23 protein-coding genes and 1 riboswitch are annotated in these 23002 nt (G+C 37.3%); of the genes, 19 read left to right on the top strand and 4 right to left on the bottom strand.

Annotation, left to right across the window (positions count from 1 at the left end):
• Window positions 1-62 precede the first annotated feature (62 nt).
• The 3 genes from lysA to D1953_RS01605 all read left to right on the top strand — a co-directional run bounded on the left by lysA (window position 63) and on the right by D1953_RS01605 (window position 3814).
• Window positions 63-1385 carry a diaminopimelate decarboxylase gene (gene lysA / locus D1953_RS01615; protein WP_119115398.1) on the top strand — a complete coding sequence of 441 codons (1323 nt, stop codon included), beginning with the start codon at window positions 63-65 and terminating at the stop codon, window positions 1383-1385.
• Window positions 1386-1619: 234 nt separating this feature from the next.
• The gene (locus tag D1953_RS01610; RefSeq protein ID WP_119115397.1) at window positions 1620-2999 is read left to right on the top strand and encodes an alkaline phosphatase; all 1380 of its coding nucleotides are present in this window, start codon (window positions 1620-1622) and stop codon (window positions 2997-2999) included.
• Between the two features lie 158 nt (window positions 3000-3157).
• Window positions 3158-3814, top strand: coding sequence for a hypothetical protein (locus D1953_RS01605; protein ID WP_119115396.1), 657 nt, complete (start codon window positions 3158-3160; stop codon window positions 3812-3814).
• Between the two features lie 150 nt (window positions 3815-3964).
• On the opposite strand, the gene D1953_RS01600 is transcribed toward D1953_RS01605, so the two are convergent.
• Window positions 3965-4825 (bottom strand): DUF1002 domain-containing protein, encoded by an 861-nt coding sequence (locus D1953_RS01600; protein WP_119115630.1) that lies wholly within the window; start codon window positions 4823-4825, stop codon window positions 3965-3967.
• 390 nt (window positions 4826-5215) lie between these two features.
• On the opposite strand from D1953_RS01600, the gene D1953_RS01595 reads away from it, so the two are divergent.
• Entirely contained in the window at window positions 5216-5563 is a 348-nt protein-coding gene (locus D1953_RS01595) for a GNAT family N-acetyltransferase (protein WP_119115395.1), read from the top strand.
• 8 nt (window positions 5564-5571) lie between these two features.
• Here the strand turns inward: D1953_RS01595 and D1953_RS01590 are convergent, their stop codons facing one another.
• The gene (locus tag D1953_RS01590) at window positions 5572-6102 is read right to left on the bottom strand and encodes a DUF309 domain-containing protein (RefSeq protein ID WP_245979822.1); all 531 of its coding nucleotides are present in this window, start codon (window positions 6100-6102) and stop codon (window positions 5572-5574) included.
• Between the two features lie 247 nt (window positions 6103-6349).
• Window positions 6350-6439, bottom strand: coding sequence for a YjcZ family sporulation protein (locus D1953_RS01585; protein WP_119115393.1), 90 nt, complete (start codon window positions 6437-6439; stop codon window positions 6350-6352).
• Window positions 6440-6660: 221 nt separating this feature from the next.
• Between D1953_RS01585 and D1953_RS01580 the strand changes: the two genes are divergently transcribed.
• The 14 genes from D1953_RS01580 to D1953_RS01515 all read left to right on the top strand — a co-directional run bounded on the left by D1953_RS01580 (window position 6661) and on the right by D1953_RS01515 (window position 19880).
• The gene (locus D1953_RS01580; RefSeq protein WP_119115392.1) at window positions 6661-7413 is read left to right on the top strand and encodes a segregation/condensation protein A; all 753 of its coding nucleotides are present in this window, start codon (window positions 6661-6663) and stop codon (window positions 7411-7413) included.
• A gap of 1 nt (window position 7414) precedes the next feature.
• The gene (gene scpB / locus D1953_RS01575; protein ID WP_119115391.1) at window positions 7415-7996 is read left to right on the top strand and encodes an SMC-Scp complex subunit ScpB; all 582 of its coding nucleotides are present in this window, start codon (window positions 7415-7417) and stop codon (window positions 7994-7996) included.
• Window positions 7997-8068: 72 nt separating this feature from the next.
• Window positions 8069-8557, top strand: coding sequence for a YpuI family protein (locus D1953_RS01570; RefSeq protein WP_119115390.1), 489 nt, complete (start codon window positions 8069-8071; stop codon window positions 8555-8557).
• Window positions 8558-8734: 177 nt separating this feature from the next.
• On the top strand, window positions 8735-9613 hold the full coding sequence (locus tag D1953_RS01565) for a superoxide dismutase (RefSeq protein WP_119115389.1): 879 nt from the start codon (window positions 8735-8737) through the stop codon (window positions 9611-9613).
• Window positions 9614-9825: 212 nt separating this feature from the next.
• Window positions 9826-10986, top strand: coding sequence for a D-alanyl-D-alanine carboxypeptidase family protein (locus tag D1953_RS01560; protein WP_119115388.1), 1161 nt, complete (start codon window positions 9826-9828; stop codon window positions 10984-10986).
• Window positions 10979-11572: a nucleoside recognition domain-containing protein gene (locus D1953_RS01555; RefSeq protein WP_119115387.1), complete on the top strand. Its 594-nt coding sequence runs from the start codon at window positions 10979-10981 to the stop codon at window positions 11570-11572. Before D1953_RS01560 ends, D1953_RS01555 begins: the two co-directional genes overlap by 8 nt.
• Window position 11573: 1 nt before the next feature.
• Window positions 11574-12110: a spore maturation protein gene (locus D1953_RS01550; RefSeq protein WP_119115386.1), complete on the top strand. Its 537-nt coding sequence runs from the start codon at window positions 11574-11576 to the stop codon at window positions 12108-12110.
• A gap of 213 nt (window positions 12111-12323) precedes the next feature.
• Window positions 12324-13058 carry a 23S rRNA pseudouridine(2605) synthase RluB gene (gene rluB, locus D1953_RS01545; RefSeq protein WP_119115385.1) on the top strand — a complete coding sequence of 245 codons (735 nt, stop codon included), beginning with the start codon at window positions 12324-12326 and terminating at the stop codon, window positions 13056-13058.
• A 126-nt stretch (window positions 13059-13184) separates the two neighbouring features.
• On the top strand, window positions 13185-13715 hold the full coding sequence (resA, locus tag D1953_RS01540) for a thiol-disulfide oxidoreductase ResA (RefSeq protein WP_119115384.1): 531 nt from the start codon (window positions 13185-13187) through the stop codon (window positions 13713-13715).
• A gap of 18 nt (window positions 13716-13733) precedes the next feature.
• Window positions 13734-15389 carry a cytochrome c biogenesis protein ResB gene (resB, locus tag D1953_RS01535; protein WP_119115383.1) on the top strand — a complete coding sequence of 552 codons (1656 nt, stop codon included), beginning with the start codon at window positions 13734-13736 and terminating at the stop codon, window positions 15387-15389.
• Window positions 15382-16560 carry a c-type cytochrome biogenesis protein CcsB gene (gene ccsB / locus D1953_RS01530; protein WP_119115382.1) on the top strand — a complete coding sequence of 393 codons (1179 nt, stop codon included), beginning with the start codon at window positions 15382-15384 and terminating at the stop codon, window positions 16558-16560. Before resB ends, ccsB begins: the two co-directional genes overlap by 8 nt.
• Window positions 16561-16859: 299 nt before the next feature.
• Window positions 16860-17576: a response regulator gene (locus D1953_RS01525; protein ID WP_119115381.1), complete on the top strand. Its 717-nt coding sequence runs from the start codon at window positions 16860-16862 to the stop codon at window positions 17574-17576.
• Entirely contained in the window at window positions 17576-19360 is a 1785-nt protein-coding gene (locus D1953_RS01520) for an ATP-binding protein (protein WP_119115380.1), read from the top strand. Before D1953_RS01525 ends, D1953_RS01520 begins: the two co-directional genes overlap by 1 nt.
• A gap of 331 nt (window positions 19361-19691) precedes the next feature.
• Window positions 19692-19880 carry a hypothetical protein gene (locus D1953_RS01515; RefSeq protein ID WP_119115379.1) on the top strand — a complete coding sequence of 63 codons (189 nt, stop codon included), beginning with the start codon at window positions 19692-19694 and terminating at the stop codon, window positions 19878-19880.
• Between the two features lie 127 nt (window positions 19881-20007).
• Here the strand turns inward: D1953_RS01515 and serA are convergent, their stop codons facing one another.
• The gene (serA, locus tag D1953_RS01510; RefSeq protein WP_119115378.1) at window positions 20008-21585 is read right to left on the bottom strand and encodes a phosphoglycerate dehydrogenase; all 1578 of its coding nucleotides are present in this window, start codon (window positions 21583-21585) and stop codon (window positions 20008-20010) included.
• Window positions 21586-21948: 363 nt separating this feature from the next.
• Window positions 21949-22085: riboswitch (FMN riboswitch) on the top strand.
• 165 nt (window positions 22086-22250) lie between these two features.
• On the opposite strand from serA, the gene D1953_RS01505 reads away from it, so the two are divergent.
• A complete protein-coding gene (locus tag D1953_RS01505) occupies window positions 22251-22826 on the top strand; it encodes an ECF transporter S component (RefSeq protein ID WP_119115377.1) in 576 nt (191 codons plus the stop codon).
• Window positions 22827-23002 lie beyond the last annotated feature (176 nt).

Here is a 23002-nt window from a genome sequence, read left to right as displayed (position 1 = left end):
TTATAGGTCTGCCTCATTTGTTATACGACATCGCTTTTTAAAGGGAGAAAGGTGGAACAAAGATGCATTTGTACGGAACTGGGCGCGTCAATGACTTAGGACATCTTGAGATTGGCGGGGTCGATACGATTGAACTTACGAAACAATATGGAACACCGTTATACGTGTATGATATAGCGCTAGTTCGCGAACGAGCAAGAGGGTTTAAAAAGACGTTTGAGGAATTAGGAATTGCAGCGCAGGTTGCTTATGCAAGTAAAGCATTCTCATCGATTGCTATGATTCAAGTTGCAGAGCAAGAAGGTTTATCGTTAGATGTTGTATCTGGAGGAGAGCTATATACAGCGATTAAAGCGAATTTTCCAACAGATCGCATTCATTTCCATGGGAATAACAAAAGTGAAGAAGAGCTACATATGGCGTTAGACTATCAAATTGGCTGTATCGTCGTAGATAATCTTTCTGAACTTGAGTTATTAGAAGAAATTTGTGCAAAGCGCGAACAAAAGGTGAAGATCTTACTTCGTGTGACGCCAGGGATTGAAGCGCATACGCATGATTATATTTTAACAGGTCAGGAAGATTCTAAGTTTGGCTTTGATTTAATGAATGGACAAGCGGAATCTGCATTACGCCAAGCGTTAAAAAGTAATTGGATTGAAGTGTTAGGCTTACATTGTCATATCGGCTCTCAAATCTTCCAAACAACAGGCTTTATACTAGCTGCTCAAAAGATTATCGGTCAATTGAGAAATTGGCAGGCAGCTTTTGACTATCAGCCAACGGTATTGAACTTAGGCGGTGGTTTTGGCATTCGTTATACAGAGGAAGACGAACCACTACCAGCTTCACAATATGTAGAAGAAATTGTGCGTGAAGTGCAAGCGCAAATTGCAGATTCAGATTTAACAATGCCGGAAATCTGGATTGAGCCAGGCCGTTCATTAGTCGGCGATGCTGGTGTGACTTTATATCAAGTTGGCTCAGAAAAAGAAGTTCCAGAAGTAAGAAAGTATTTAGCGGTTGATGGAGGAATGAGCGATAATATCCGTCCGGCTTTATACGAAGCAAAATATGATGCTGTTTTAGCCAATCGTCCATTAGATGAAGTAGAAGAAACGGTCGCAATTGCGGGTAAATGCTGCGAAAGCGGCGATATGCTAATTTGGGATTTACCTTTACCGAAATCAGGCCGCGGCGATGTGTTAGCTGTTTTCTGTACAGGAGCTTATGGCTATAGTATGGCGAATAACTATAACCGGATTCCAAGACCAGCTGTTGTGTTTGTAGAGAATGGGGAAGCCCGTTTAGTCATTAAGCGTGAAACATATGAAGATCTTGTTCGTCTTGATTTGGCTCTTCATGAAGTGGTCGATTGTAAATAATATAGTCTATCAAAAAAGAAACGTACTCGAACACATACACTTTAATAATAATTTAGTACATCACGATATAGTGGTGTACTTTTTTGTATATATAAATTTGATTAAATCTAAATCTGGAAAATAACTATTGTCCGAATTGAGTTATGTATTTTACAATATCTGAACCTTTCCTTAACAAGCCCTTAATACTAGTAAAATATGATAAAACTTGTAGACAATAGGGGGAGGGAAAAAATGTTTAATAAAAATTTTAAAAAGAAACTATTACCTTTTGCAGTCGTTTCATCATTAGCTTTTACAAGTTTTACGGGATCTGTTTCAACTGCTGAAGCAAAAGGGAAAAATCAAAATAAGGCTAAAGTGAAAAATGTCATTTTCCTTATTGGAGATGGAATGGGTGTATCTTATACATCGGCGCATCGTTACCTTAAAGATGATCCTGCTACAAAATTTGCAGAAAAAACGACTTTTGATCAATATTTAGTAGGTCAGCAAATGACATACCCAGAAGATCCAGCTCAAAATGTAACAGATTCAGCTTCGGCAGCAACGGCTATGTCAGCTGGTATTAAAACGTACAACAATGCCATTGCGGTGGATAATGACAAAACAAAAGTGAAAACGGTTTTAGAAGCAGCAAAAGAAAAAGGAAAAGCAACGGGACTTGTTGCAACATCAGAAATTACTCACGCTACACCTGCTTCATTTGGTTCACATGATATTAGCCGTAAAAATATGAATGCCATTGCTGATGATTATTATGACGAGCTAATTAACGGAAAACATAAAGTAGATGTTCTGTTAGGCGGAGGAACAGATCTTTTTATACGTCAAGATCGAAATCTTGTAAATGAGTTTAAAAAAGATGGATATAGCTATGTGACAAATCGTGACGATTTATTAAAGAATAAGGATGAACAAATTCTTGGTTTATTCGCTCCAACCGGTATGCCTAAAATGATTGACCGTGAAAAAGATATACCATCATTAGAGGACATGACACAATCAGCAATTGATCGTTTAAAGCAAGATAAAGACGGTTTCTTCTTAATGGTTGAAGGCAGTCAAATTGACTGGGCTGGACATGACAACGATATCGTTGGTGCAATGAGTGAGATGGAAGACTTCGAAAAAGCATTTAAAGCAGCTATCGAATTTGCTAAAAAGGATAAGCATACACTAGTTGTTGCAACTGCCGACCACTCTACAGGGGGCTATTCAATTGGTGCTGACGGAATCTATAACTGGTTTGGCAAACCAATCAAAGCAGCAAAACGCACCCCTGATTTCATGGCTCAACAAATTATAGATGGAGCAAGCGTTGAGGGGACATTAAAACAATATATTGATCTCGATTTAACGGACAAAGAAATTCAATCTGTTAAAACTGCAGCTGAAACTAAAAACTATACAAACATCGACAATGCCATTGAAAACATTTTTAATGAACGTTCACACACTGGATGGACAACTGGCGGACATACAGGTGAAGACGTACCAGTCTATGCTTTCGGACCATCAAGTGAAAAATTTGCGGGACAAGTCGATAATACAGATCATGCTAAAATGATCTTTGACTTACTTAAATCTAAAGTTGTTATTAATGATAAATAATAACAACCGTACAAATGTCTTAATCAGCCTTGGGTTATAAAAATCTTCAAAATCGTTCCTTTTCATTTTGGATGGACTAGACTTTGCAATAAAAAAGTTCCCATTGTTATATTTTGAACAATGGGAATCTTTAGTAAAAAACGGATGGGAGCTCTAGTATGAAAAAAGCAATTTTTCTATTTATATCATTATCTCTTCTACTAATAGGTTGTTCAAATAACAATACTGAACAATCTGTTGCTGCAGAAAATCAATCCGATACAACAAATTCCTCCAATACAATTCCTAGTTACTATAATGATTATATTCTTAATCCTCAAGTATCGGATGACAGATTCATACAAGATGTAGGGGAATCCTTTCGAGATAAAAGAGGTGAATTAACATTACAGGCAATAAAAAATGACAGCCAAACATACAAAATAGATTCAATTGAATTGACAATAAGAGAAGCAAAAATTCTTCATTTTAAACCAGATTACGGTTTGATTGATTTCTTTCATTCTTACACACACGACGAAGAGTTTGATTTTGTGAAAATGTTCGCAGAAATAAAGAATACATCGGATACACCTCTTAAATTTGCACCGGCGGCAATCGTTAGTACAAGTTCAGGTGAAAAAAAGACATGGGAAGATGATATTTACCTTGAAGAGTTAAATGGAGAAATTGGAGCAAATGAAACAAAAAAGGGGAATGTAGGTTTTATCATTAAAAAGTCTAAAATTGACTTCATTGAGATTACGACGAGCGATGTTTTTAATGAAAAAGAAGAAAAAATAAGTGACGCTGAAAAGGTTAAGCTTGAATTCTAAAATATTAAGAGGAAACTGGCGTGATGCTTACATATAGGCATCATAAAAAAGATCGATCAGGCAAGTGCTTGCCTGATCGATCCTTTTTGTGCAATATTTATAGAATTTCATCGTTATTAAGTAAGTGATTGCGTTAAGTGCAGGATAAACCTATTGGAACAACGCTTTAATTGCTTCGATTAAGTTAGCAAATCCCTCTTTAATTTTATCAATAAAAGATTTACCTTCTTCCGATTCAAGGAAGACATCCAGTTTTTCTTTTGCTTTTGTTAATTGATCGCCTACAGCGTTCCAATCAATATTTAATTCTTTTAATTTATTGAATAAATCTTGTAAATTTTGAACCTGTTCTTCTGTTAAGGTGATATTAAGGTCCTGAGCAGCGGAATCAATAATTGTCCGAAGCTCCTCTGGTGTTTCCGGTTTATTGGCTGCCATTTCTTCTTTGATCTTTGTCATTAAAGCAGCGGCCTGCTCTGTACCAATCTCATCGCCAAGTTTTGCCGTTGTAACCATTTCCTCATTTGCCGCTTGTTTGACATCTTCGGGAATTACTTTATCAGAAGAAACTTCATATGCTTTAATAATTCCTGTTAAAGCAGCGGTTCCAGATACCGGAATCGGGGCTGTAACATAAATTGTAGCGTCTTTTACCCCAGCTGTTGCTAAAGCATTAATATACATTTCGTCGGTTACCCAGTTAATATTTTTCGATTCGACTTTTAATCCTGTCCCAGCTTGTTCGAATGTTACAGCAGAAGATGAAATCGCCTTTGTACCGATTAAGGCTTTTGAAATATAGCTTCCTAAATATTCATGTTCTTCCGCATTGCTAACTGTAATCGTTTGTACATCTTGTGGAGCCTTCATTTCTGCTAATAATGTGTTTTTTTGTTCGGGTGTTAGATTTTCACCAAGGGTTACAATCATTTCTCCAACGGCTACATCAGCGAACGCTTTATATGGAGCAAGCATACAAAGCATAATCGTTAAAATAAACCACTTTTTCATTAGTTTTTGATTCATTGTTTTTCCTCCTTCGTCTATATAGACGAATGTATTATACAAAAGCAACATTCTGTTTATCATTTAAATTCACTCCTCAAATGTAGTAAAAGACAAGGAGAATTGCAAGTGAAATTTATCAATAATATGATTAATCAAATGATTTTTAGAAGACGAACCCCTCGTTTTATACGTAATTATCTAAAGCGGAGTAAGGAAAGAATTACTATTTTGGCAAATCTGTTTGAGCAGTAGATAAAGGACATTTGGGGGATATTGAAACAGATTGAATTTTTATGTATGATAGTAATGTCATAGATGAGCTCTTGAATGCGAAACGGAATCGCCGAAATCATTAAGTAAATAACAAAACGTTATTTGGTAACGAGGGATAATATGTTAATTAAGTATAAAAAGATGTATGAGAAGTTTGCTATGGGTTTATTGTCTTTTATGCCGGATGAAAGAGATATTAAACAGCTTCAGCAAACAATGAAGAATTATGAAACGAACGAAAACTGGCAATTATTTCTTTGGAAAGATGAAGACATTATCGGTTTAGTAGGAGCTGAAATTTTTACGAATTCAATTGAGATTCATCATATATCTGTTAACCCTGCATTTCGTCAACAAGGTGTCGGAAAATCGATGATTCAAGCTTTAAAAGAGGTTTATTCTGATAAAGAATTAAAAGCAAATGAGTATACGGGGGCTTTTCTAGGGAAGTGTGAAAACAGAGGGTGACGATTTCGTCAGCCTCTGTTTTTACGTATACGAATGATTCGCTGTCGTTCCCGCTCTTGGATAACTTCTGAACGATCACGCATAAGATGCTTATGGATAATGTGAAGATTATGAGGGTCACTGTCATTACACCAAGTGAACCCTGCTTTACGGCATTCTTTAATACAGTGCTGAATGAGTTGTTTATCGCGTAATGGGAGATGGATGCTTTCATACGGCTGGTGATTCATCATTCGCTTGCGAGTATATTCAAGCAAGTGTAAAAGTTCGTCTACCTCTAAGCCGAGTTGCTGTAATTCTATCGTATGAGCTGCTAAATTGTTAATGGCTTTTGAGATTGTTCGAATTGCACCAGGAATATTTCCTCTCCGTTGATGATACAAGGCAACAGCGATTTGGATTAGCCCGACCCAATGCGAGTCTTTTTCTCTTGGAGCTACTTTTTTCCAGTATTCTTCAAGGATTTCATGACACTCGAAGTAATCTCGATCACCATGAAAGTGAACTAAGAACGATATATATTCATTAGGATAGTTCAATCTTATCCTCCTTTGTAGGTATAATATTTTCATTTTATCATAAGCGATTTCTTAGATTATGGTAAACAATATTATTGATTGACAGCGTTATATAATGCGTGATTTTTTATCAGCGTGTGTTCTTATTAAGTTTATCCCACTCTTAACGGGCAGTAAGCCTCCACTGATGGAAGTTACACTGTATGTACAATCATTCAAAATAGTAAAGGCTGATTGCAGAACAATCAGCCAAGTTTACGACGGTTGATTAAAACCAAGATGCACCAACGATTATTAATAAAATGAACAATACTACGATTAACGCGAAACCGCCACCGTGAAATCCTACATTACCCATATAAGTACCTCCTTTGAATGCTTACTTGTTATTACATTTCTAGGTTATGTAAATTTGAAGAATATGATTGGGCAAAGGCCTAGTATTATAAAAACTACGAAAGAAAGATTTCAGTTTCATAGTTAGGATGGGACTTGGACAAACTTCTGGAATCCTCTATACTGAGACTAATAACAATAGCACAATAATGGGCTAAATTGATTTAAATGCGGGGTTTGAAAATGAGTTATAATATAAAAATTGATGCTTTTGAAGGTCCGATGGATTTACTCCTTCATTTAATCAATCGCCTTGAAATAGATATTTATGATATTCCAATGGCTGAAATTACGGATCAATATCTTGGTTACATTCATACGATGCAGCATCTTGAACTGGATATTGCCAGTGAGTACTTAGTGATGGCGGCTACGCTTCTTGCGATTAAAAGCAAAATGCTGCTGCCAAAGCACGAAGAAGAGCCTATTTTTGATGCTGAGGATGAAGGATTTGAAGCTGATCCACGTGATGAACTTGTTGAAAAGCTGTTAGAGTATAAGAAGTATAAACAGGCCGCTCTTGAATTTAAAACATTGGAAGAAGAGCGAAGTTTAATGTTTACACGGCCGCCAAGCGACTTGTCGCAGTATGCAAAGGATGCATTAAGTGGACCGCAAGATTTAAATATTAGTCTCTATGACATGCTTGGGGCACTGCAAAAGCTGCTTCGAAGACAAAAGCTACAAAAGCCTGTATACACAAAAGTAACCAAACAAGAGCTTTCTATTGACAAAAGAATGGCTGAAATTTTATCTGACTTAAGAACGACAAAGGGCAGCAAGCGTTTTTATGATTTGTTTTCAGAGCCTGTGAAAGAACATATTGTCATTACGTTTCTGGCTTTGCTTGAATTGATGAAACAGAACGACATTGTCGTCAAACAAGATGACAACTTTTCGGATATAGTAATTACCGCTAAGGAAGGTGTAGAGTAAGTTGGAGAGTAGTAAATGGAAGGGAATTGTAGAAGCTTTGCTTTTTGCCTCAGGAGACGTTGGATTGTCGATTGCACAACTGGCTTCTGTCCTCGAAATCACGGAGTATCAAGCAACGGATCTTATTGAAAGTTTAAAAGAGGATTATGAAAAAGCAGAACGAGGCATTCAGCTTGTTGAAATGGCCGGTGTGTTTCAGTTAGTTACCAAACAAGAGCATTCTGAGTATTTAAAAAAGCTCGTGGAATCTACTAGTTCACATAGCTTATCACAAGCAGCGTTAGAAACATTAGCCATCATTGCTTATAAGCAGCCCATTACAAGAACGGAGATTGAAGATATTCGTGGAGTGAAGACGGAGAGACCTATTCAGACACTTGTTTCGAAAGCACTGATTAAAGAGGTTGGGCGAGTAGAAGGAACGGGCAGAGCCTATTTATATGGAACAACGAAGGAATTTTTAGATTATTTTGGTTTAAATTCCTTAGAAGAATTACCGCCAATCGCTGACCCGATAGATGAAGGCTATGAAAATGAAGAAGCGGATTTATTTTTTGAAAAATTTCAGCAAACAATTGAATAACCTTTTTATATGTAATTGTGATAATATGGAAAAAACGAATAAATACTGAAGCGATTTGAGGAGGGTTCTCGAATGGGGAATACTATTGTAAAATCTCAGCTTAAAGATGTACAAATCTTTTTAGAAACAACGGTAGCCAAGCTCGAAGATTTTTTAAATGAAATAACGTATTCTAAGCTTCAAGAAGAACGAAGCGGTGGAGAAAGTTATTATAAAGGAATTCTTTCAACTCTTCGTAGATTGCTTGTTGGTTGTGAAGAAGGTTTAGAAGTTTGTCAAATTATTCTTCATAACGAAATCTTTAATAAAGCAGCAGCCGAAAAAACGCTATATAAAATTTATCATCAATGTATTGAAGAGTATTTTTCCCCTAAATCTGACTGTTGGTATGAAGATAGTCGTGCCGCGTACACAGGAAGAAATTCGATTAAGTTTCATGAAGCTGTACCTGATTCCATTCCAGCGATTTTAAAAGAGTTAGAGAGTGGATTTCAGGCGATGCGTGAGGAATTAGAGTTTTATGAAACGGATTATCGAACGAAAATGATGCAATCTAAATAAGGCAAAAAAACAGCGGGGAGCGTAGTCCTCGCTGTTTTTTTGTACAAAGTTGTATAGGTGCAGCTTAAGCCTCTAATTAAAAGAGAAGTTAAAAGCATTCAAAAATCTTTGCATAAGTTACTGTTTTTTTCATATCTACAAATGAGAGAGAATTTGATTAGAAAAGGAGCGATTGAGATGTCACAAATTCAGGACTATGCGAAAGAGGTACAAGCTTGGGTTACGGAAATGACAGGTTTTTTAGAAAAAAATCGTCTGACAGAACAACATGTTTTGGAGCAGCTTAACAGGTTGTCTCAGTTATCACGCCAATTACAAAAGGATGATGCCACAAAGGAAGAGATGACAAAGGTGGAGAAGGAAGTAACCCTCGCTTTCCGGGAAATTAATGATTTAATGAACAGAAATACTAGAAGCCGTATCAATCAATCTGTTCCGATAGGGAAACATACACTGCCGCCGCTTCCTTATCCTTATAATGCTCTAGAGCCTGCTATCTCTGAGGAAATTATGCGCTTACATCACGACAAGCATCATCAATCCTATGTAGACGGACTAAATAAAGCGGAACTGATGATGAAGCGTGCAAGAGAGACAAATGATTATTCACTATTAAAGCATTGGGAAAGGGAAGCTGCTTTTCATGGGTCAGGACATTATTTACATACGTTATTTTGGGAGGGGATGAGTCCGAAGGGAGGCGGCCAGCCAAAAGGAGCGTTACTGAAACAAATAGAGAAGGATTTTAGTAACTTCGCAAGCTTTAAGAAGCAGTTTAGCGAGGCTGCTAAACAAGTGGAAGGTGTGGGGTGGGCATTATTAGTGTGGGTGCCGCGTACTCGGAGACTTGAGGTTCTTCAGTCGGAACGGCATATGAATTTAACGCAGTGGGATACCATTCCGATTCTTGTCCTAGATGTATGGGAGCATGCGTACTATTTACAATATAAAAATAACCGGGCAGCTTATGTGGATCAATGGTGGAATATCGTAAATTGGCCGCAAACAGAGAATCGCTTTATGGAGGCAAAGAAATTAGTTTGGAAACCGTATTAACGGTTTAATTCCATAACATAGCTTAAAGAAAAGGCTATGATGAAAGATGTATGGAACCGAGTTTTTATATAGTAGGCTCAAAAATTGTATGAGCAACCATAATATTCACTAAAGCCTGACGAAAAAGAAGAAAAGAGGTACGTTTTCTAATCATAACCCTTGTCCTTCTGCATAGACTTGTACAAAGACATGAGAAGGAACGAGGGGAATTCATGCAGGCTAAAGTGAGAGGTTTAGCGATCGTTTGTATCGTAATCCTATTATTGATAGCTTACTTTCCGACAAAAGCAACGACTCAAGGGATAGATGTTAGTGCTCGCAGTGCGATTTTGATGGATGAAACGAGTGGTCGAGTCATCTATGAAGTGAATGCACATGAAAAAAGGCGGATTGCGAGTATTACAAAAATTATGACGGCAATTCTTGCGATTGAATCAGGGGAGTTAGATGAAATTGTAACGGTAAGCGGGAATGCAGCGGGTACAGAAGGGTCGTCTTTATATTTAAAAGAAGGAGAAAAGATTAAACTGGAAGACCTTGTATATGGGTTGATGCTTCGTTCGGGTAATGATGCAGCTGTAGCGATTGCAGAGAAAGTTGGAGGGAGCTTTGATGGATTTGTTTGGATGATGAATCAAAAGGCAGAGGAGATTGGGATGAAGAACACCAATTTTTCCAATCCGCATGGACTAGATACGACAGAAAATCATTATTCCACGGCCTATGATATGGCGTTGCTTACCCGTTATGCCATGCAAAATGAAACATATGCAAAAATATCGGGGACAAAAGAGCATCGTGCCCCAAACTCTACAGAAGGCTGGGACTATGTCTGGAAAAATAAAAATCGATTGCTTACACAATTATATGAATATACTACAGGGGGGAAAACAGGGTACACAAAGCTTGCGAAAAGAACGCTTGTAACGACAGCAACAAAAAAAGGACATGACTTAATTGCTGTTACAATCAATGCCCCAGATGATTGGAATGACCATATTCATATGTATGAGTCTGCTTTTAAAGCGTATAAACCGACTACGGTGTTACAGGAAGGGGTTTTATCTAATCTTAATGTAAAGTTCTATAACAAACATGTATATATTAAAAATGAATTTACGTACCCATTAACAAAAAAGGAACAAGAGCAAGTTGAGGTCAAAATTAAGTTATTAAAGCCGAAAAAAGAATGGGATGAGCGAGAGAGGATTCCTGAAATTGTGGGGAAAGCTCATATTTACTTAAATGGCGAAAAAATCGGTACACGTACGATTTTTTATGGACAATCACAGGAGACATTTAAGCAGGAATCATTCGGGGCATCTTGGTTGAATTGGTTTCAATCCGTGTTAGGAATGAAGCGCTATGGTTAATTATATTTGGGTTGGTATGACGGTGATTGGTGTTTTATTTGCTATTGTTAATGGGACGATGGATGAGGTAAATAAAGCGTTATTTGTTAGTGCAAAGGAAGCAGTTACCCTAAGTATAGGACTTATGAGCATTCTTGTTTTTTGGCTCGGTTTAATGAAAATTGCCGAGAGTGCAGGATTGCTTGAAAAATTATCTTTCTTATTTCGTCCTCTGATGAGATGGCTGTTTCCTGATATACCGATAAATCATCCAGCAATGGGCTATATCTTATCGAATATGATGGCGAATACATTTGGTTTAGGCAATGCAGCGACACCGCTTGGAATTAAAGCGATGGAACAAATGAAAGAGTTAAATGGCGGCCAAGCTAAAGTAAGTCGTTCGATGGTTACGTTTTTAGCGATTAATACGTCAAGTATTACGCTTATTCCGACGACCGTTATTGCGATTCGAATGAATTATAACTCAAGTAATCCAACTGATATTGTGTTCCCAACTATTATGGCGACGGCTATATCCGCCGTAGGTGCGATTATGATTGACCGATATTTTTATTATAGGAGAAAGCGGAACGGGAGGGAGTAGCATGGCTTGGATCACAACGATTTCAGTTTGGCTCATTCCACTTCTGATTTGTACAATTTTGCTGTACGGAACGTTTAAGAAGGTTCCGACGTATGAAACATTTGTTGAAGGCGGAAAAGAAGGTATTACGATGGCTTTTTCCATTATCCCCTTTTTAGTAGGGATGCTTGTTGCTATCTCCGTCTTTCGTGCTTCCGGGGCATTAGATTATATGATAGGCTTTGTGAAGCCTGTACTTGCTTTATTGCATGTTCCGGCAGAAATTGTACCGCTTGCGATTATTCGACCGATTTCCGGAACAGCTGCTCTGGGGATGACGAGTGACTTGATTTCCGTATATGGACCTGATTCTTTTATTGGACGACTTGCAGCAACGATTCAAGGAAGTACAGATACAACGTTTTATGTGCTAACTGTTTATTTTGGCGCTGTTGGGATTAAGAAAATGGGGGATGCTTTAAAAGTTGGGCTGCTAGCGGACTTAATAGGAATTATAGCTGCTATTCTAGTTGTTAGCTTTGTATTTGGAATGCAGTAAGTAACAAACAGAGCGACTCTTACGCTCTGTTTTATTTTATTTTTATAATATTTTACATAAAATACATAATTTTGGAATAAAAAGTGGAGCTATGCTACACTCAGAGTAATCACGATTATAAAAAACCTTTTGTTTTTGCATCACACTATGTAATAATTGTATGATTGTGTTGAAATATACAATGAAAACAGAATTATTATGAGGTGAGAATAGATGGAAAGACTGCAAAAAGTGATTGCCCATGCTGGGTTAGCTTCACGTCGTAAAGCAGAAGAGTTAATCAAAGAAGGAAGAGTAAAGGTGAATGGAACGGTTGTGAAAGAGCTTGGGGTTAAAGTAGGGCCGAATGATCGAATAGAGGTAAATGAAGTACCCCTGCAAAAGGAAGCACCTGTGTATTTCTTATTTTACAAGCCGCGCGGTGTTATTTCGGCAGTAGCAGATGATAAAAATCGCAAAGTAGTGACGGATTACTTCCCACATGTTGAGGAAAGAATTTATCCAGTTGGTCGTCTTGATTATGATACATCTGGTTTATTGCTGCTAACGAACGATGGGGAATTTGCAAATGTACTCATGCATCCAAAGCACGAGGTGGACAAAGTATACGTAGCAAAAGTAAAGGGCATTCCACTTCGGGAAAATTTAAGAAAATTAGAAAGAGGAGTTATGCTTGAAGACGGAAAAACAGCTCCGGCGAAAACAAAAGTGCTGTCGGTTGATAAACGAAAGCAGACGGCGATTGTAGAAATTACGATTCACGAAGGCCGAAATCGTCAAGTTCGTCGAATGTTTGATGCTATTGGTCACCCTGTGCTGAAACTAAAGCGAGAGCGCTATGGCTTTTTGACACTACATGGCTTATCTGCGGGTGATGCGAGAGAATTAACGCCGCATGAAGTGAAACAAATGAGAGCTCTTGCTTTAAATGAAGGAAAGAAAAGATGATAATGAAGAGCTTTAATTAAATAGAACATGTTTGTCATCTACTCTTTAAACATAAAAACGTTATTGTCGTGTTGGTCGATAATGTAATGTTAAGAAAGAATTTTGCGTGGCTTTAGGGGGATTTGTATGGATAAAAAGAAGCGACGCCTAATGATGAGAACAGTCATTCTTTTACTTTTAGGTGCAGCTTTAGTGTATGCGCTTTATACGAATTTTACAAAAGATACAGCTAATCAAATACAAATGGGCTCAGAAGCCCCTAACTTTGTGTTAACGGATATGGATGGAAACGAACATAAATTATCTGATTATAGAGGTCAAGGCGTGATGTTGAATTTTTGGGGTACGTGGTGTAAGCCATGCGAATATGAGATGCCTTATATGGAGAATCAATATCACGCCTATAAAGATCAAGGGGTGCAAATACTGGCCGTTAATGTTGGCGAATCAAACTATGCTGTAAATAGTTTTGTTTCAAGACATAATCTCTCTTTTCCGGTTATGATTGATAAAGGGCAAGAGGTTCAAGTAGCTTATCGTGTCGATCCACTTCCTGTTACATTTTTAATAGATAAAGAAGGAAAAGTGATTGATAGGATTACCGGAAGTTTAACAGAAGCAAAAATTCAACAACATATGGAGAAAATTAAACCATAATAATGGGGAGTTTTTGGTATGGATGAATTGAAATGTGAATGCGGTCATGTGAACCCGACCGGCACAATTTTATGTGAGGCATGCGGTAAAGCAGTGGGGAATCGTCAAAATGAAAATAAGCTTTTAGACATGCGGTATGAAGGCAGTGCAAGGCGATCACAAACGTATAATAAATCAATCATTGATAAGATTTGGAACTTTTTTTCCTCTGTAAAGGTTGGGGTATCACTTATTGTCATTGCGCTCGTCGCATCGTCAATCGGTACTATTTTTCCGCAAGAAACCTACATTCCAAGTACTATCCCAGCTTCAGAATATTATGAACAAGAATACGGCGCTTTCGGGAAATTGTATTATCTTTTAGGCTTTCATAATTTGTATAGCTCTTGGTGGTATTTAGTGATTATTGGGATGCTGGGGATGTCAATTCTAATCGCTAGTATTGACCGCTTTTTTCCACTTTATCGTTCATTAAAAAATCAAAAAGTAGTTCGTCATGATAGTTTTATGAAACGACAGCGTATATTCGGAATAACGAATGTATCGAATCAAGAAGTGAATCTTGAACAAATTACGGAACGCTTAAAGAAACAGCGTTATCGGATTCGTGAGGAAAATGGGAATATATTAGCTGAAAAAGGTCGCTTTTCCCGCTGGGGTCCTTATGTAAATCATATTGGATTAATTATCTTCTTAATAGGTGGTCTGCTTCGATCAGTTCCAGGCATGTACGTAGATAAAGTAGTATGGCTTCGCGAGGGGGAAATGAAAGAAATTCCGGGGACAAACGGAGAATATTACTTGAAAAACAATGCTTTTATTTTTGAAGTATACGATAAAGGGAATAAAGAAGACGAAGCATTTGTAAAAGCGATTGAGAAAACAGGAACGGCGATTGCTAAAAATTATCAATCGAATGTGACTTTGTATAAGCAGGAAGGAGAAGTACTTCCTGGTGAAAAGCCGCAGCTCCAAAAAGTAAAAGACTTTGAAATTAAGGTGAATGAGCCGTTAAAACACGATCATTACGCCTTGTATCAAGTAGATTACAAGCTTAATGAGTTTAGTAAAATGTCTTTTTACTTAATGGATAAGAAGACCGAAGAGAAGTTTGGTACATTAACGATTGATTTAAATGATCCGAAACCTTCCTATCAGCTCAAAAAGGGATACTCTGTGGAGTTAATGAGTTATTTCCCAGATTTTGAGTTTAAGGAAAATGGCGAACCAACAACGAAAACAAGAATACCTAATAATCCTGCTTTTATTTTTAAAATGGTTACACCGGATAAGCCTGAAGGTGAAGTGAGCTTTGTCGCTATTAGAGAAAATATCGAGCCGGCAGGAGAAAACGTATACAAAATGGCATTTGCTGGTGTTGAAACGAGAAATGCGACAGCACTTACAGTTCGTAAGGATTTAACATTAGGTATTTTATTTGCGGGTGGAATCATCTTTATGATTGGTGTCGTTCAAGGGGCTTATTGGAATCATCGCCGAATTTGGGTGAAACGAAAAGGGGAAGAAATTTGGATAGCCGGACATACAAATAAAAACTGGCACGGTTTGAAGCGGGATATTGCACTAGTCGTGCAGACAACACCTCTTTTTGAACCTACAGATCAACTGAATGAGGAGAAATTCTCTAATAAGGGGGAGGAAATAAGTGGCTGAGCTAAGTGGAAATCTTCTATATGCCTCGTTCTTTTTATATTTAATTGCTACTTTTCTGTTCGGAGGATCTATCCAAGATAAAAAAGGGGCAGAAGAGAAGAAACAAAATAAATGGGCGAAACTGGGCATTACGATTACGATTATCGGATTTGTTACTCAAATTGGCTACTTTATTATGAGATGGGTGGCAGCTGGGCACGCTCCAGTTAGTAACTTATTCGAATTTACAACCTTCTTTGGAATGATGCTAGTAGGAGCGTTTATATGGATTTATTTCATTTATAAAACGCCAGCACTTGGTTTGTTTGCTTTACCAGTTGCTATCGTTATTATTGCCTATGCAAGTATGTTTCCAAGAGAAATTTCGCCATTGATTCCAGCACTTCAAAGCGATTGGCTGCATATTCATGTCACAACAGCCGCATTAGGACAAGCTGTATTAGCCATTAGTTTTGTAGCAGCCATTATCTATTTAGTAAAGTCTGTTGATCAAACACGCTCTAATAAGCGTACGTTTTGGTTAGAAGTTGTGATGTTTGCTTTAATGTGTACCATTGGCTTTGTTATTGTGAGCTCCACCTTTGCGATGACGGGGTATAAGGAAAGTATAACTTGGGTCGATAAAAAAGGAGCTGAAGCGGAGTTAGAGTATCATATTCCATCGCTAATCGGGCCGAATGAATGGACACTAGCTGATGAAAATCAGATGAAACCACTTATTGAAGTACCAGCCATTATTAATGCTAAAAAGCTTAACACGGTTGTTTGGTCTGTTGGAGCAGGTTTTATTTTATATGGTCTATTCCGATTAATTGTACGAAAACGGGTGGCGGCTTTTATTCAGCCCGTTGTGAAAAATGTAAATTTAGATTTAATTGATGAAATTAGTTATCGCTCCGTTCTTATTGGATTTCCAATCTTTACGCTTGGTGCCTTAATCTTTGCGATGATTTGGGCGCAAATAGCCTGGACACGTTTTTGGGGATGGGATCCAAAAGAAGTGTGGGCACTCATTACTTGGCTATTTTATGCAGCATTCTTGCACTTACGTTTATCACGAGGGTGGCAAGGAGAGCGATCTGCTTGGTTAGCTTTGATTGGCTTTGGAATTATTATGTTTAATTTAATCGCTGTTAATCTTGTACTTGCAGGCTTACATTCTTATGCTTAAATGAAGAAAGATAGATTATTAAAAATAGAGGGCTTTCGATAGAAAAGGAAATTTCTATGAAAGCCCTTTTTGTTTTCTTGGCTCTATTATACGATGCTATTGATTTTTGCTTCATTGGTATGTAGGACAAAATGAACGAGATTATTTAACAAAGCTATTTTCTTAGCAGTTGTGGCAAAATGGTGAAATATTTAACGGAATCGTATGATTTACCTGTTTTTAGGTGGTTTCTTTTGAAAAAAAATTAGAAATAATAGTATTGATTTTGTAGAATAAAGAGTAAGGAGGTTGGTTGTGAAATGGATAATTCTGTTAAAATTCTTGTGGTGGATGATGAAGAAAGAATCCGCCGATTATTGAAAATGTATTTAGAAAGAGAAGAATACATAATTGATGAAGCTGAGAATGGCGATACTGCCTTAACAAAAGCACTAGAAAATGACTATAATTTAATCTTATTAGATATAATGATGCCTGGGAAAGATGGAATCGAGGTTTGTCGTGAATTAAGGGAGAAGAAGGCAACGCCTATTATTATGTTGACTGCTAAAGGCGAAGAGGTTAACCGAGTACAAGGCTTTGAGGTGGGAACGGATGATTATATCGTGAAGCCATTTAGCCCTCGTGAGGTTGTTCTTCGTGTGAAAGCGCTGTTACGTCGTTCAGCAAGTGCGAATTATATTCAGGCAGAAACGACAGCGAAGGACGTGATTGTTTTTTCTCATTTAACAATCGACAATGATGCACATCGTGTGTTAGCTGATGGAAAAGAAGTTTCGTTAACACCGAAGGAATATGAATTGCTGTATTTTCTAGCGAAATCCCCTGATAAAGTGTTTGATCGCGAACAATTGCTAAAAGAAGTTTGGCATTATGAATTTTTTGGAGATCTTCGAACTGTAGATACACATGTAAAGCGGTTGCGTGAAAAATTAAACCGTATTTCTGAAAATGCCGCCAAAATGATTGTTACCGTTTGGGGTGTCGGCTACAAGTTTGAAGTTATTAATGATTAATGTTCTGGCGTAGTGTAGTCGGGAAACTATGGGGAACGATTTTATTATTAGTATGTTTTGTTTTATTGGTGTTAACGGTTTTATTGGTAGAATTTTTTGAGAACTTCCAAATTGAAACCGTAGAGAATGATTTGACGAAGGTAGCAAAACAAATTGTCTCTGTTACGAATGATCATTCCAATGCTATTGATGTATTACAAATTTCCTCAGAATTAATAGGGGATGAAACAAAAATGCTTGTTTTACATGATGAGGAAATTGTTTTTTCATCATTACGTGATGTGAATAATCAAATTACACCCCAGTTTCTTAAAGAAGATAGGGATTTATTAAAAGTGTTTACTGATGAAAAGATTGTTAAAAAAGAAATGCTGCTGCCTGCTAGTAGTAAGGATGAAGAAAAAGTTTCGGCCATTGTCGTTGGAATTCCTCTTGAGTTAAATGGTGAAAGAGATGAAGTCTTTTTAGTTCAATCTCTTGAGTCGATGGAAGAGGCCATTCAGTCAACGACTCGTTTTATTTTATTAGCAGCTGGTGTTGCCATTATTTTGACAACGATTTTTGCTTTTTTTTTATCTACAAGAATCAATGCGCCACTTAGAAAAATGAGAGAAGCGGCACTTGCTGTTGCTCGCGGAAAGTTTGATACAAAAATACCTGTTCTTACACAAGATGAAATTGGCGAACTAGCGATTGCTTTTAGCCAAATGGCAAAACAGCTGAAGTACAATATGACGGCTTTGAGCGAAGAAAAGGAGCATTTAGCGAGCATTCTAAGCAGTATGGCGGATGGAGTCATCACCTTTAGTAAAAATGGTACCATTTTAGAAGTAAATCCTCCGGCTGAGCGTTTTTTACAAGGAGTATATTTTGAAAAAGGTTTTTCTCCTGAAGGAAGCAAGAATGTACCGCAAGTTTTGATGAATTTATTTGATGAATCAGAGCGTCAAGGAAAAGAGCAAATTGGTGAAATTACATTACAAGGGCATCATTGGGGGCTGATTGTGAGTCCTTTATATAGTAATGATGGAACGATTCGAGGGGCTGTTGCTGTGATTCGGGATATCACCGATGAGAGACGTATGGATAAACTGCGTACAGATTTCATTGCGAACGTATCCCATGAATTAAGAACTCCAATTTCGATGCTGCAAGGCTATAGTGAAGCGCTTGTAGATGATATTGCTGGAAATGAAGAAGATAAGAAAGAAATGTCTCGTATTATTTATGATGAATCGTTAAGAATGGGACGGTTAGTGAATGATTTACTAGACCTAGCAAGGTTAGAATCGGGAAATATGCGCTTAAGATATGAGCAAGTGGAATTAATGTCATATTTAACGAGAATTACAAGCAAGTTTCAAGTTATTGCTAAAGAAAAAGACATTAAGCTATCAGTTGATTTAGAAGATACTAAAATAGAATGGGATTTCGATCCAGATCGCATCGAGCAAGTTTTAACGAATTTAATCGATAATGCGATTCGTCATACTTTGAAAGGTGGAAGTGTTGAAGTCGGTCAAAGAAAGAGTGATCGAGGCGGTTTGATTATTTATGTAAAGGACACAGGTTCTGGTATTCCTGAAGAGGATTTGCCATTTGTGTTTGAACGCTTTTATAAAGCTGATAAAGCACGAACAAGAGGACGTTCTGGAACAGGACTAGGCCTTTCAATTGCTAAAAATATTATTGATGCACACGAAGGGTATATGTCGGTTAATAGTAGGTTAAATGAAGGAACGATGTTTAGTTTTGTGTTACCAATGCGTCAAAAAAGTAAGTAACAAAAAGGCAAGGAGGGCAGCTGGTTTCATGCACTCCTTGTCTTTTTTTGTGGCAGTTTATGATAGAAAGGAGGGTAGGGGAGCTATTTTTTCGCTAAGGCTATGTTTGTTTATGAATCTTGTTACTTTATCCCGCACTTAACGGGCAGTAGGACCCCGCTGATGGAAGTTTCGCTTTATAGAACGAGCCAAAAATCAAAAACGTTATGTAACAGAACCTTCGCTACAAGATACGTTAGCTAAATAGTATTCATTTAATCATAAGAAAATGTTCTAAAGGGGCGATTATTGTCATACTTTAAGCAAGTAGAATGCTTAGGAGGAATGATGGATGCTGCGGGAGTATAGTATACGTTTTTTAATTGTTATGATTATTGGGGCTTGTGTAATGCTGCTATTTATTACAGGCAAATTAGGACAGGCATCAAGTAATGAATTGAATCGGTTGTGGGAGAAGGAGGGTGGAACGACAATTGTATATGTTGATTGTACATACGATATCGAAAAGCATATAGGATAAGTTTTTAGTGGAAAGGTTATATTGAATCATAGTATTAGGTCATACGTTTTTGGCTCATTTGTGTGAGGCTGTGCTCGCTCTAAATGAGCCAAAAATCGTATAGTAACAATATTGTTTAACTAATTCATTAAAATAGAGACATATTTTCTACAAGCGTAATACCTGCAATCTTTTCCACCATTTTTTTTGTTTCCGGATCTAATGATTTGTCGAATGTAAGAACCATAATTGCATCGCCGCCAGCTTGTTTACGACCGACTTGCATCGTTGCGATATTAACCCCTTGATCTCCGAGAACTTTTCCGACATTTCCGATAACACCTGGTTTATCTGTGTGTTGAATATAAAGCATATTTCCTTCGGGCTCAAAGTCAATTTTAAAGCCATTTAGGCTGACAATACGAGAGCCGTAATTTTCAATATAGGTTCCGCTAATTGTTAACTCGCGTTTTTCGCTTTTTACTTTGAGACTAATGAGATTTGCGTAGCCTAACGTATCTGCAGCGATTTTTTCACCTATTGTGATACCGCGTTCTTTTGCAACTAATAGTGCATTTACTTCATTGACCGGTAAATCAATTCTTGTTTTGAAGAATCCAGAAAGTAAGCTCTTAGTTAAGATAGAAGTATCGAAATCTAAAGATTCACCAGCATACGTTACTGAAATTTCTTGGATGCCCTCTTTGATGAGTTGAGAAGCAATCATACCTATATGTTGTACAAGTTGATAGAACGGTTGAACTTTATCAAATACTTCTTTAGAAATAGCGGGTAAGTTAATAGAATTAGAAACAGGATTTCCATTCAGATAAGTCAGAACTTCTTGCGCGACTTGAACCGCGACATTTAATTGAGCTTCTTTTGTTGAAGCACCTAAATGAGGTGTTGCAATCACTTGATCAAGCTCTAATAATTTGTGGCCATGCGGAGGCTCTTCAACGAAGACGTCAAGTGCTGCTCCGGCTACTTGTCCTTCGATAATTGCTTCATATAAATCATCTTCATCGATGATTCCACCACGAGCGCAATTTAAGAAATATACGCCTTTTTTACAAGTTTTTAAGTTTTCCTTATTGATTAAACCTCTTGTTTCATTTGTTAGAGGGGTATGCACCGTAATAATATCGGCTTTGGGTAATAGTTCTGCTAACGGTAGGACAGTAACGGCCATTTTCTTAGCACGGTCAGTTGTTAAGAATGGATCAAATACAACAACTTCCATTCCGAATGCTTTTGCACGCTTTGCGAGTTCTCCACCGATACGACCGAATCCAACAATACCAAGTGTTTTTCCGCGGAGTTCAATACCTGTGAAAGAAGAACGTCTCCATTCTCCAGCCTTTAAAGAAGTAAATGCTTGTGGGATGTGACGGACAAGGGAAGACATCATCGCAAATGTATGCTCACATGTAGAAATGGTATTTCCATCTGGAGCATTTACAACAACAATTCCCCGTTTGGTTGCGGCTGGAATGTCGATGTTATCAACACCAACTCCTGCACGTGCAATAATCTTTAATTGCGGCATGCGTTCCATTAATTCTTCGGTTACTTTTGTTGCACTTCGAACTAAAATTGCATCAATTTGGTCAAGCTGCTTTTCTGCTTCATCGACGGTTTTTTGAATAAGTTCAATGTGGGTTGCTTCTAATAGAGGGCTTAATCCTTCAGGTTTGATGGCATCTGCTACTAAAATGCGATACACGTCATGAACACCTTCCTAGAAAAAATTATCTTAAATTTCAGTTAATTTTACAATTAGAGTGGATAACTGTCAATTTTATGGAAGTTAAGCAAGGGGTGTAGAAACGAATAAATGTAATGGAATATATATAATTATACGTGTTTTAGGGGTGTTTTTTATGTAATAAACATTTTATTTGCGCTGCTATTTTATATAAACGAATAATATGTGTTTGTTAAATATTGTATTTTTATTATAATGAGAGAGAGGGCTTATTCTTTTCTGATAGGTAAGGGAAATTTTTTAATCTGGTTAATTTTAGAAAAAAGCTATTCAAATAAAGAAAAAACAGATATAATACATAGTAGTATAATAATTTTATAGATCTATCTTCGGGGCGGGGTGCAATTCCCCACCGGCGGTGATGAAGGAGATTCCTTCTCAGCCCGCGAGCCTTGGTTAAGGCAGGATTTGGTGAGATTCCAAAGCCGACAGTATAGTCTGGATGGGAGAAGATGGAGGTTCTTGTAGACGTTCAAAAAATGATATATTGAGCGTGTGTTTGTCAAACCCTTTAATTTCTCCCTTTAATTTCATCGGAATTAAAGGGGATTTTTATTGGACACAAACCGTTTAACAGAACTTATCCTCTTTTTCGGAGTAGATCAGAAAAAGAAGGAGAGAGAATGATGAAGGTACAAAAGTTAGTGACTTTAGCAATGCTTACGAGCATCTCTTATGTTTTGATGCTCCTGAACTTTCCGTTTCCGGGGTTCCCAGTTTTTTTGAATGTGGATTTTAGTGATATTCCCGCTTTAATTGCTGCGATAATCTTTGGTCCTGGAGCAGGAATACTAGTAGAGTTTGTTAAAAATTTGTTGGATGCAATTATGACAGGGAGTTTAACAGCGATTCCAGTCGGACATATTGCGAACTTTACAGCAGGGATTTTATTTGTTTTACCAACCTACTATGTATATAAAAAAATTCGTTCTGTAAGAGGAATGACTTTTGGGTTATTTGCTGGAACGATTTCAATGGCTGTGTTGATGAGTGTTTTAAATTATTATATCTTCTTACCTGCCTATACATTTTTCTTAGGAGCAGAGGCGATGTCTGGTCCAGAGGCTCGAACATTTGTCACGACTGCTATTTTGCCATTTAACCTTATAAAAGGTATATTGATTACAGTTGTGTTTATGTTGATTTTTGCTAAAATGCAAACATGGCTTAGTAAACAAGCCTTATATAAAAATATATGAAGAAAAAAATCGAACGTTTACCGTTCGATTTTTTTGTCTAATTTGACTAAATAATATGGGATAAGGATATGCTAGAAGATGGATGGAAACGATAGTTTTGTATGAAGTGAATCTCGAATCGTTCGATTAGAAAAGCTAAAAAAAGCCATTTCTGTGTAAGGAAATGGCCTGTTCAT

The sequence above is a fragment of the Peribacillus asahii genome (assembly GCF_003570725.1).
GTDB lineage: Bacteria > Bacillota > Bacilli > Bacillales > DSM-1321 > Peribacillus > Peribacillus asahii.
The sequence above is the reverse complement of the archived record's forward strand: the minus strand, read 5'-3'. Positions and strand labels throughout refer to the sequence as shown.

Excerpts from the sequence above, each read along its gene's own strand:
- D1953_RS01605 (WP_119115396.1), top strand. The coding sequence starts at position 3,158 with ATGAAAAAAGCAATTTTTCTATTTATATCATTATCTCTTCTACTAATA.
- D1953_RS01585 (WP_119115393.1), bottom strand. The coding sequence starts at position 6,439 with ATGGGTAATGTAGGATTTCACGGTGGCGGTTTCGCGTTAATCGTAGTA.
- D1953_RS01580 (WP_119115392.1), top strand. The coding sequence starts at position 6,661 with ATGAGTTATAATATAAAAATTGATGCTTTTGAAGGTCCGATGGATTTA.
- D1953_RS01550 (WP_119115386.1), top strand. The coding sequence starts at position 11,574 with ATGGCTTGGATCACAACGATTTCAGTTTGGCTCATTCCACTTCTGATT.
- D1953_RS01600 (WP_119115630.1), bottom strand. The coding sequence starts at position 4,825 with ATGAAAAAGTGGTTTATTTTAACGATTATGCTTTGTATGCTTGCTCCA.
- D1953_RS01610 (WP_119115397.1), top strand. The coding sequence starts at position 1,620 with ATGTTTAATAAAAATTTTAAAAAGAAACTATTACCTTTTGCAGTCGTT.
- resA (WP_119115384.1), top strand. The coding sequence starts at position 13,185 with ATGGATAAAAAGAAGCGACGCCTAATGATGAGAACAGTCATTCTTTTA.
- D1953_RS01560 (WP_119115388.1), top strand. The coding sequence starts at position 9,826 with ATGCAGGCTAAAGTGAGAGGTTTAGCGATCGTTTGTATCGTAATCCTA.
- rluB (WP_119115385.1), top strand. The coding sequence starts at position 12,324 with ATGGAAAGACTGCAAAAAGTGATTGCCCATGCTGGGTTAGCTTCACGT.
- D1953_RS01520 (WP_119115380.1), top strand. The coding sequence starts at position 17,576 with ATGTTCTGGCGTAGTGTAGTCGGGAAACTATGGGGAACGATTTTATTA.
- D1953_RS01595 (WP_119115395.1), top strand. The coding sequence starts at position 5,216 with ATGTTAATTAAGTATAAAAAGATGTATGAGAAGTTTGCTATGGGTTTA.
- D1953_RS01515 (WP_119115379.1), top strand. The coding sequence starts at position 19,692 with ATGCTGCGGGAGTATAGTATACGTTTTTTAATTGTTATGATTATTGGG.
- D1953_RS01525 (WP_119115381.1), top strand. The coding sequence starts at position 16,860 with ATGGATAATTCTGTTAAAATTCTTGTGGTGGATGATGAAGAAAGAATC.
- D1953_RS01555 (WP_119115387.1), top strand. The coding sequence starts at position 10,979 with ATGGTTAATTATATTTGGGTTGGTATGACGGTGATTGGTGTTTTATTT.
- D1953_RS01565 (WP_119115389.1), top strand. The coding sequence starts at position 8,735 with ATGTCACAAATTCAGGACTATGCGAAAGAGGTACAAGCTTGGGTTACG.
- resB (WP_119115383.1), top strand. The coding sequence starts at position 13,734 with ATGGATGAATTGAAATGTGAATGCGGTCATGTGAACCCGACCGGCACA.
- lysA (WP_119115398.1), top strand. The coding sequence starts at position 63 with ATGCATTTGTACGGAACTGGGCGCGTCAATGACTTAGGACATCTTGAG.
- D1953_RS01570 (WP_119115390.1), top strand. The coding sequence starts at position 8,069 with ATGGGGAATACTATTGTAAAATCTCAGCTTAAAGATGTACAAATCTTT.
- D1953_RS01505 (WP_119115377.1), top strand. The coding sequence starts at position 22,251 with ATGATGAAGGTACAAAAGTTAGTGACTTTAGCAATGCTTACGAGCATC.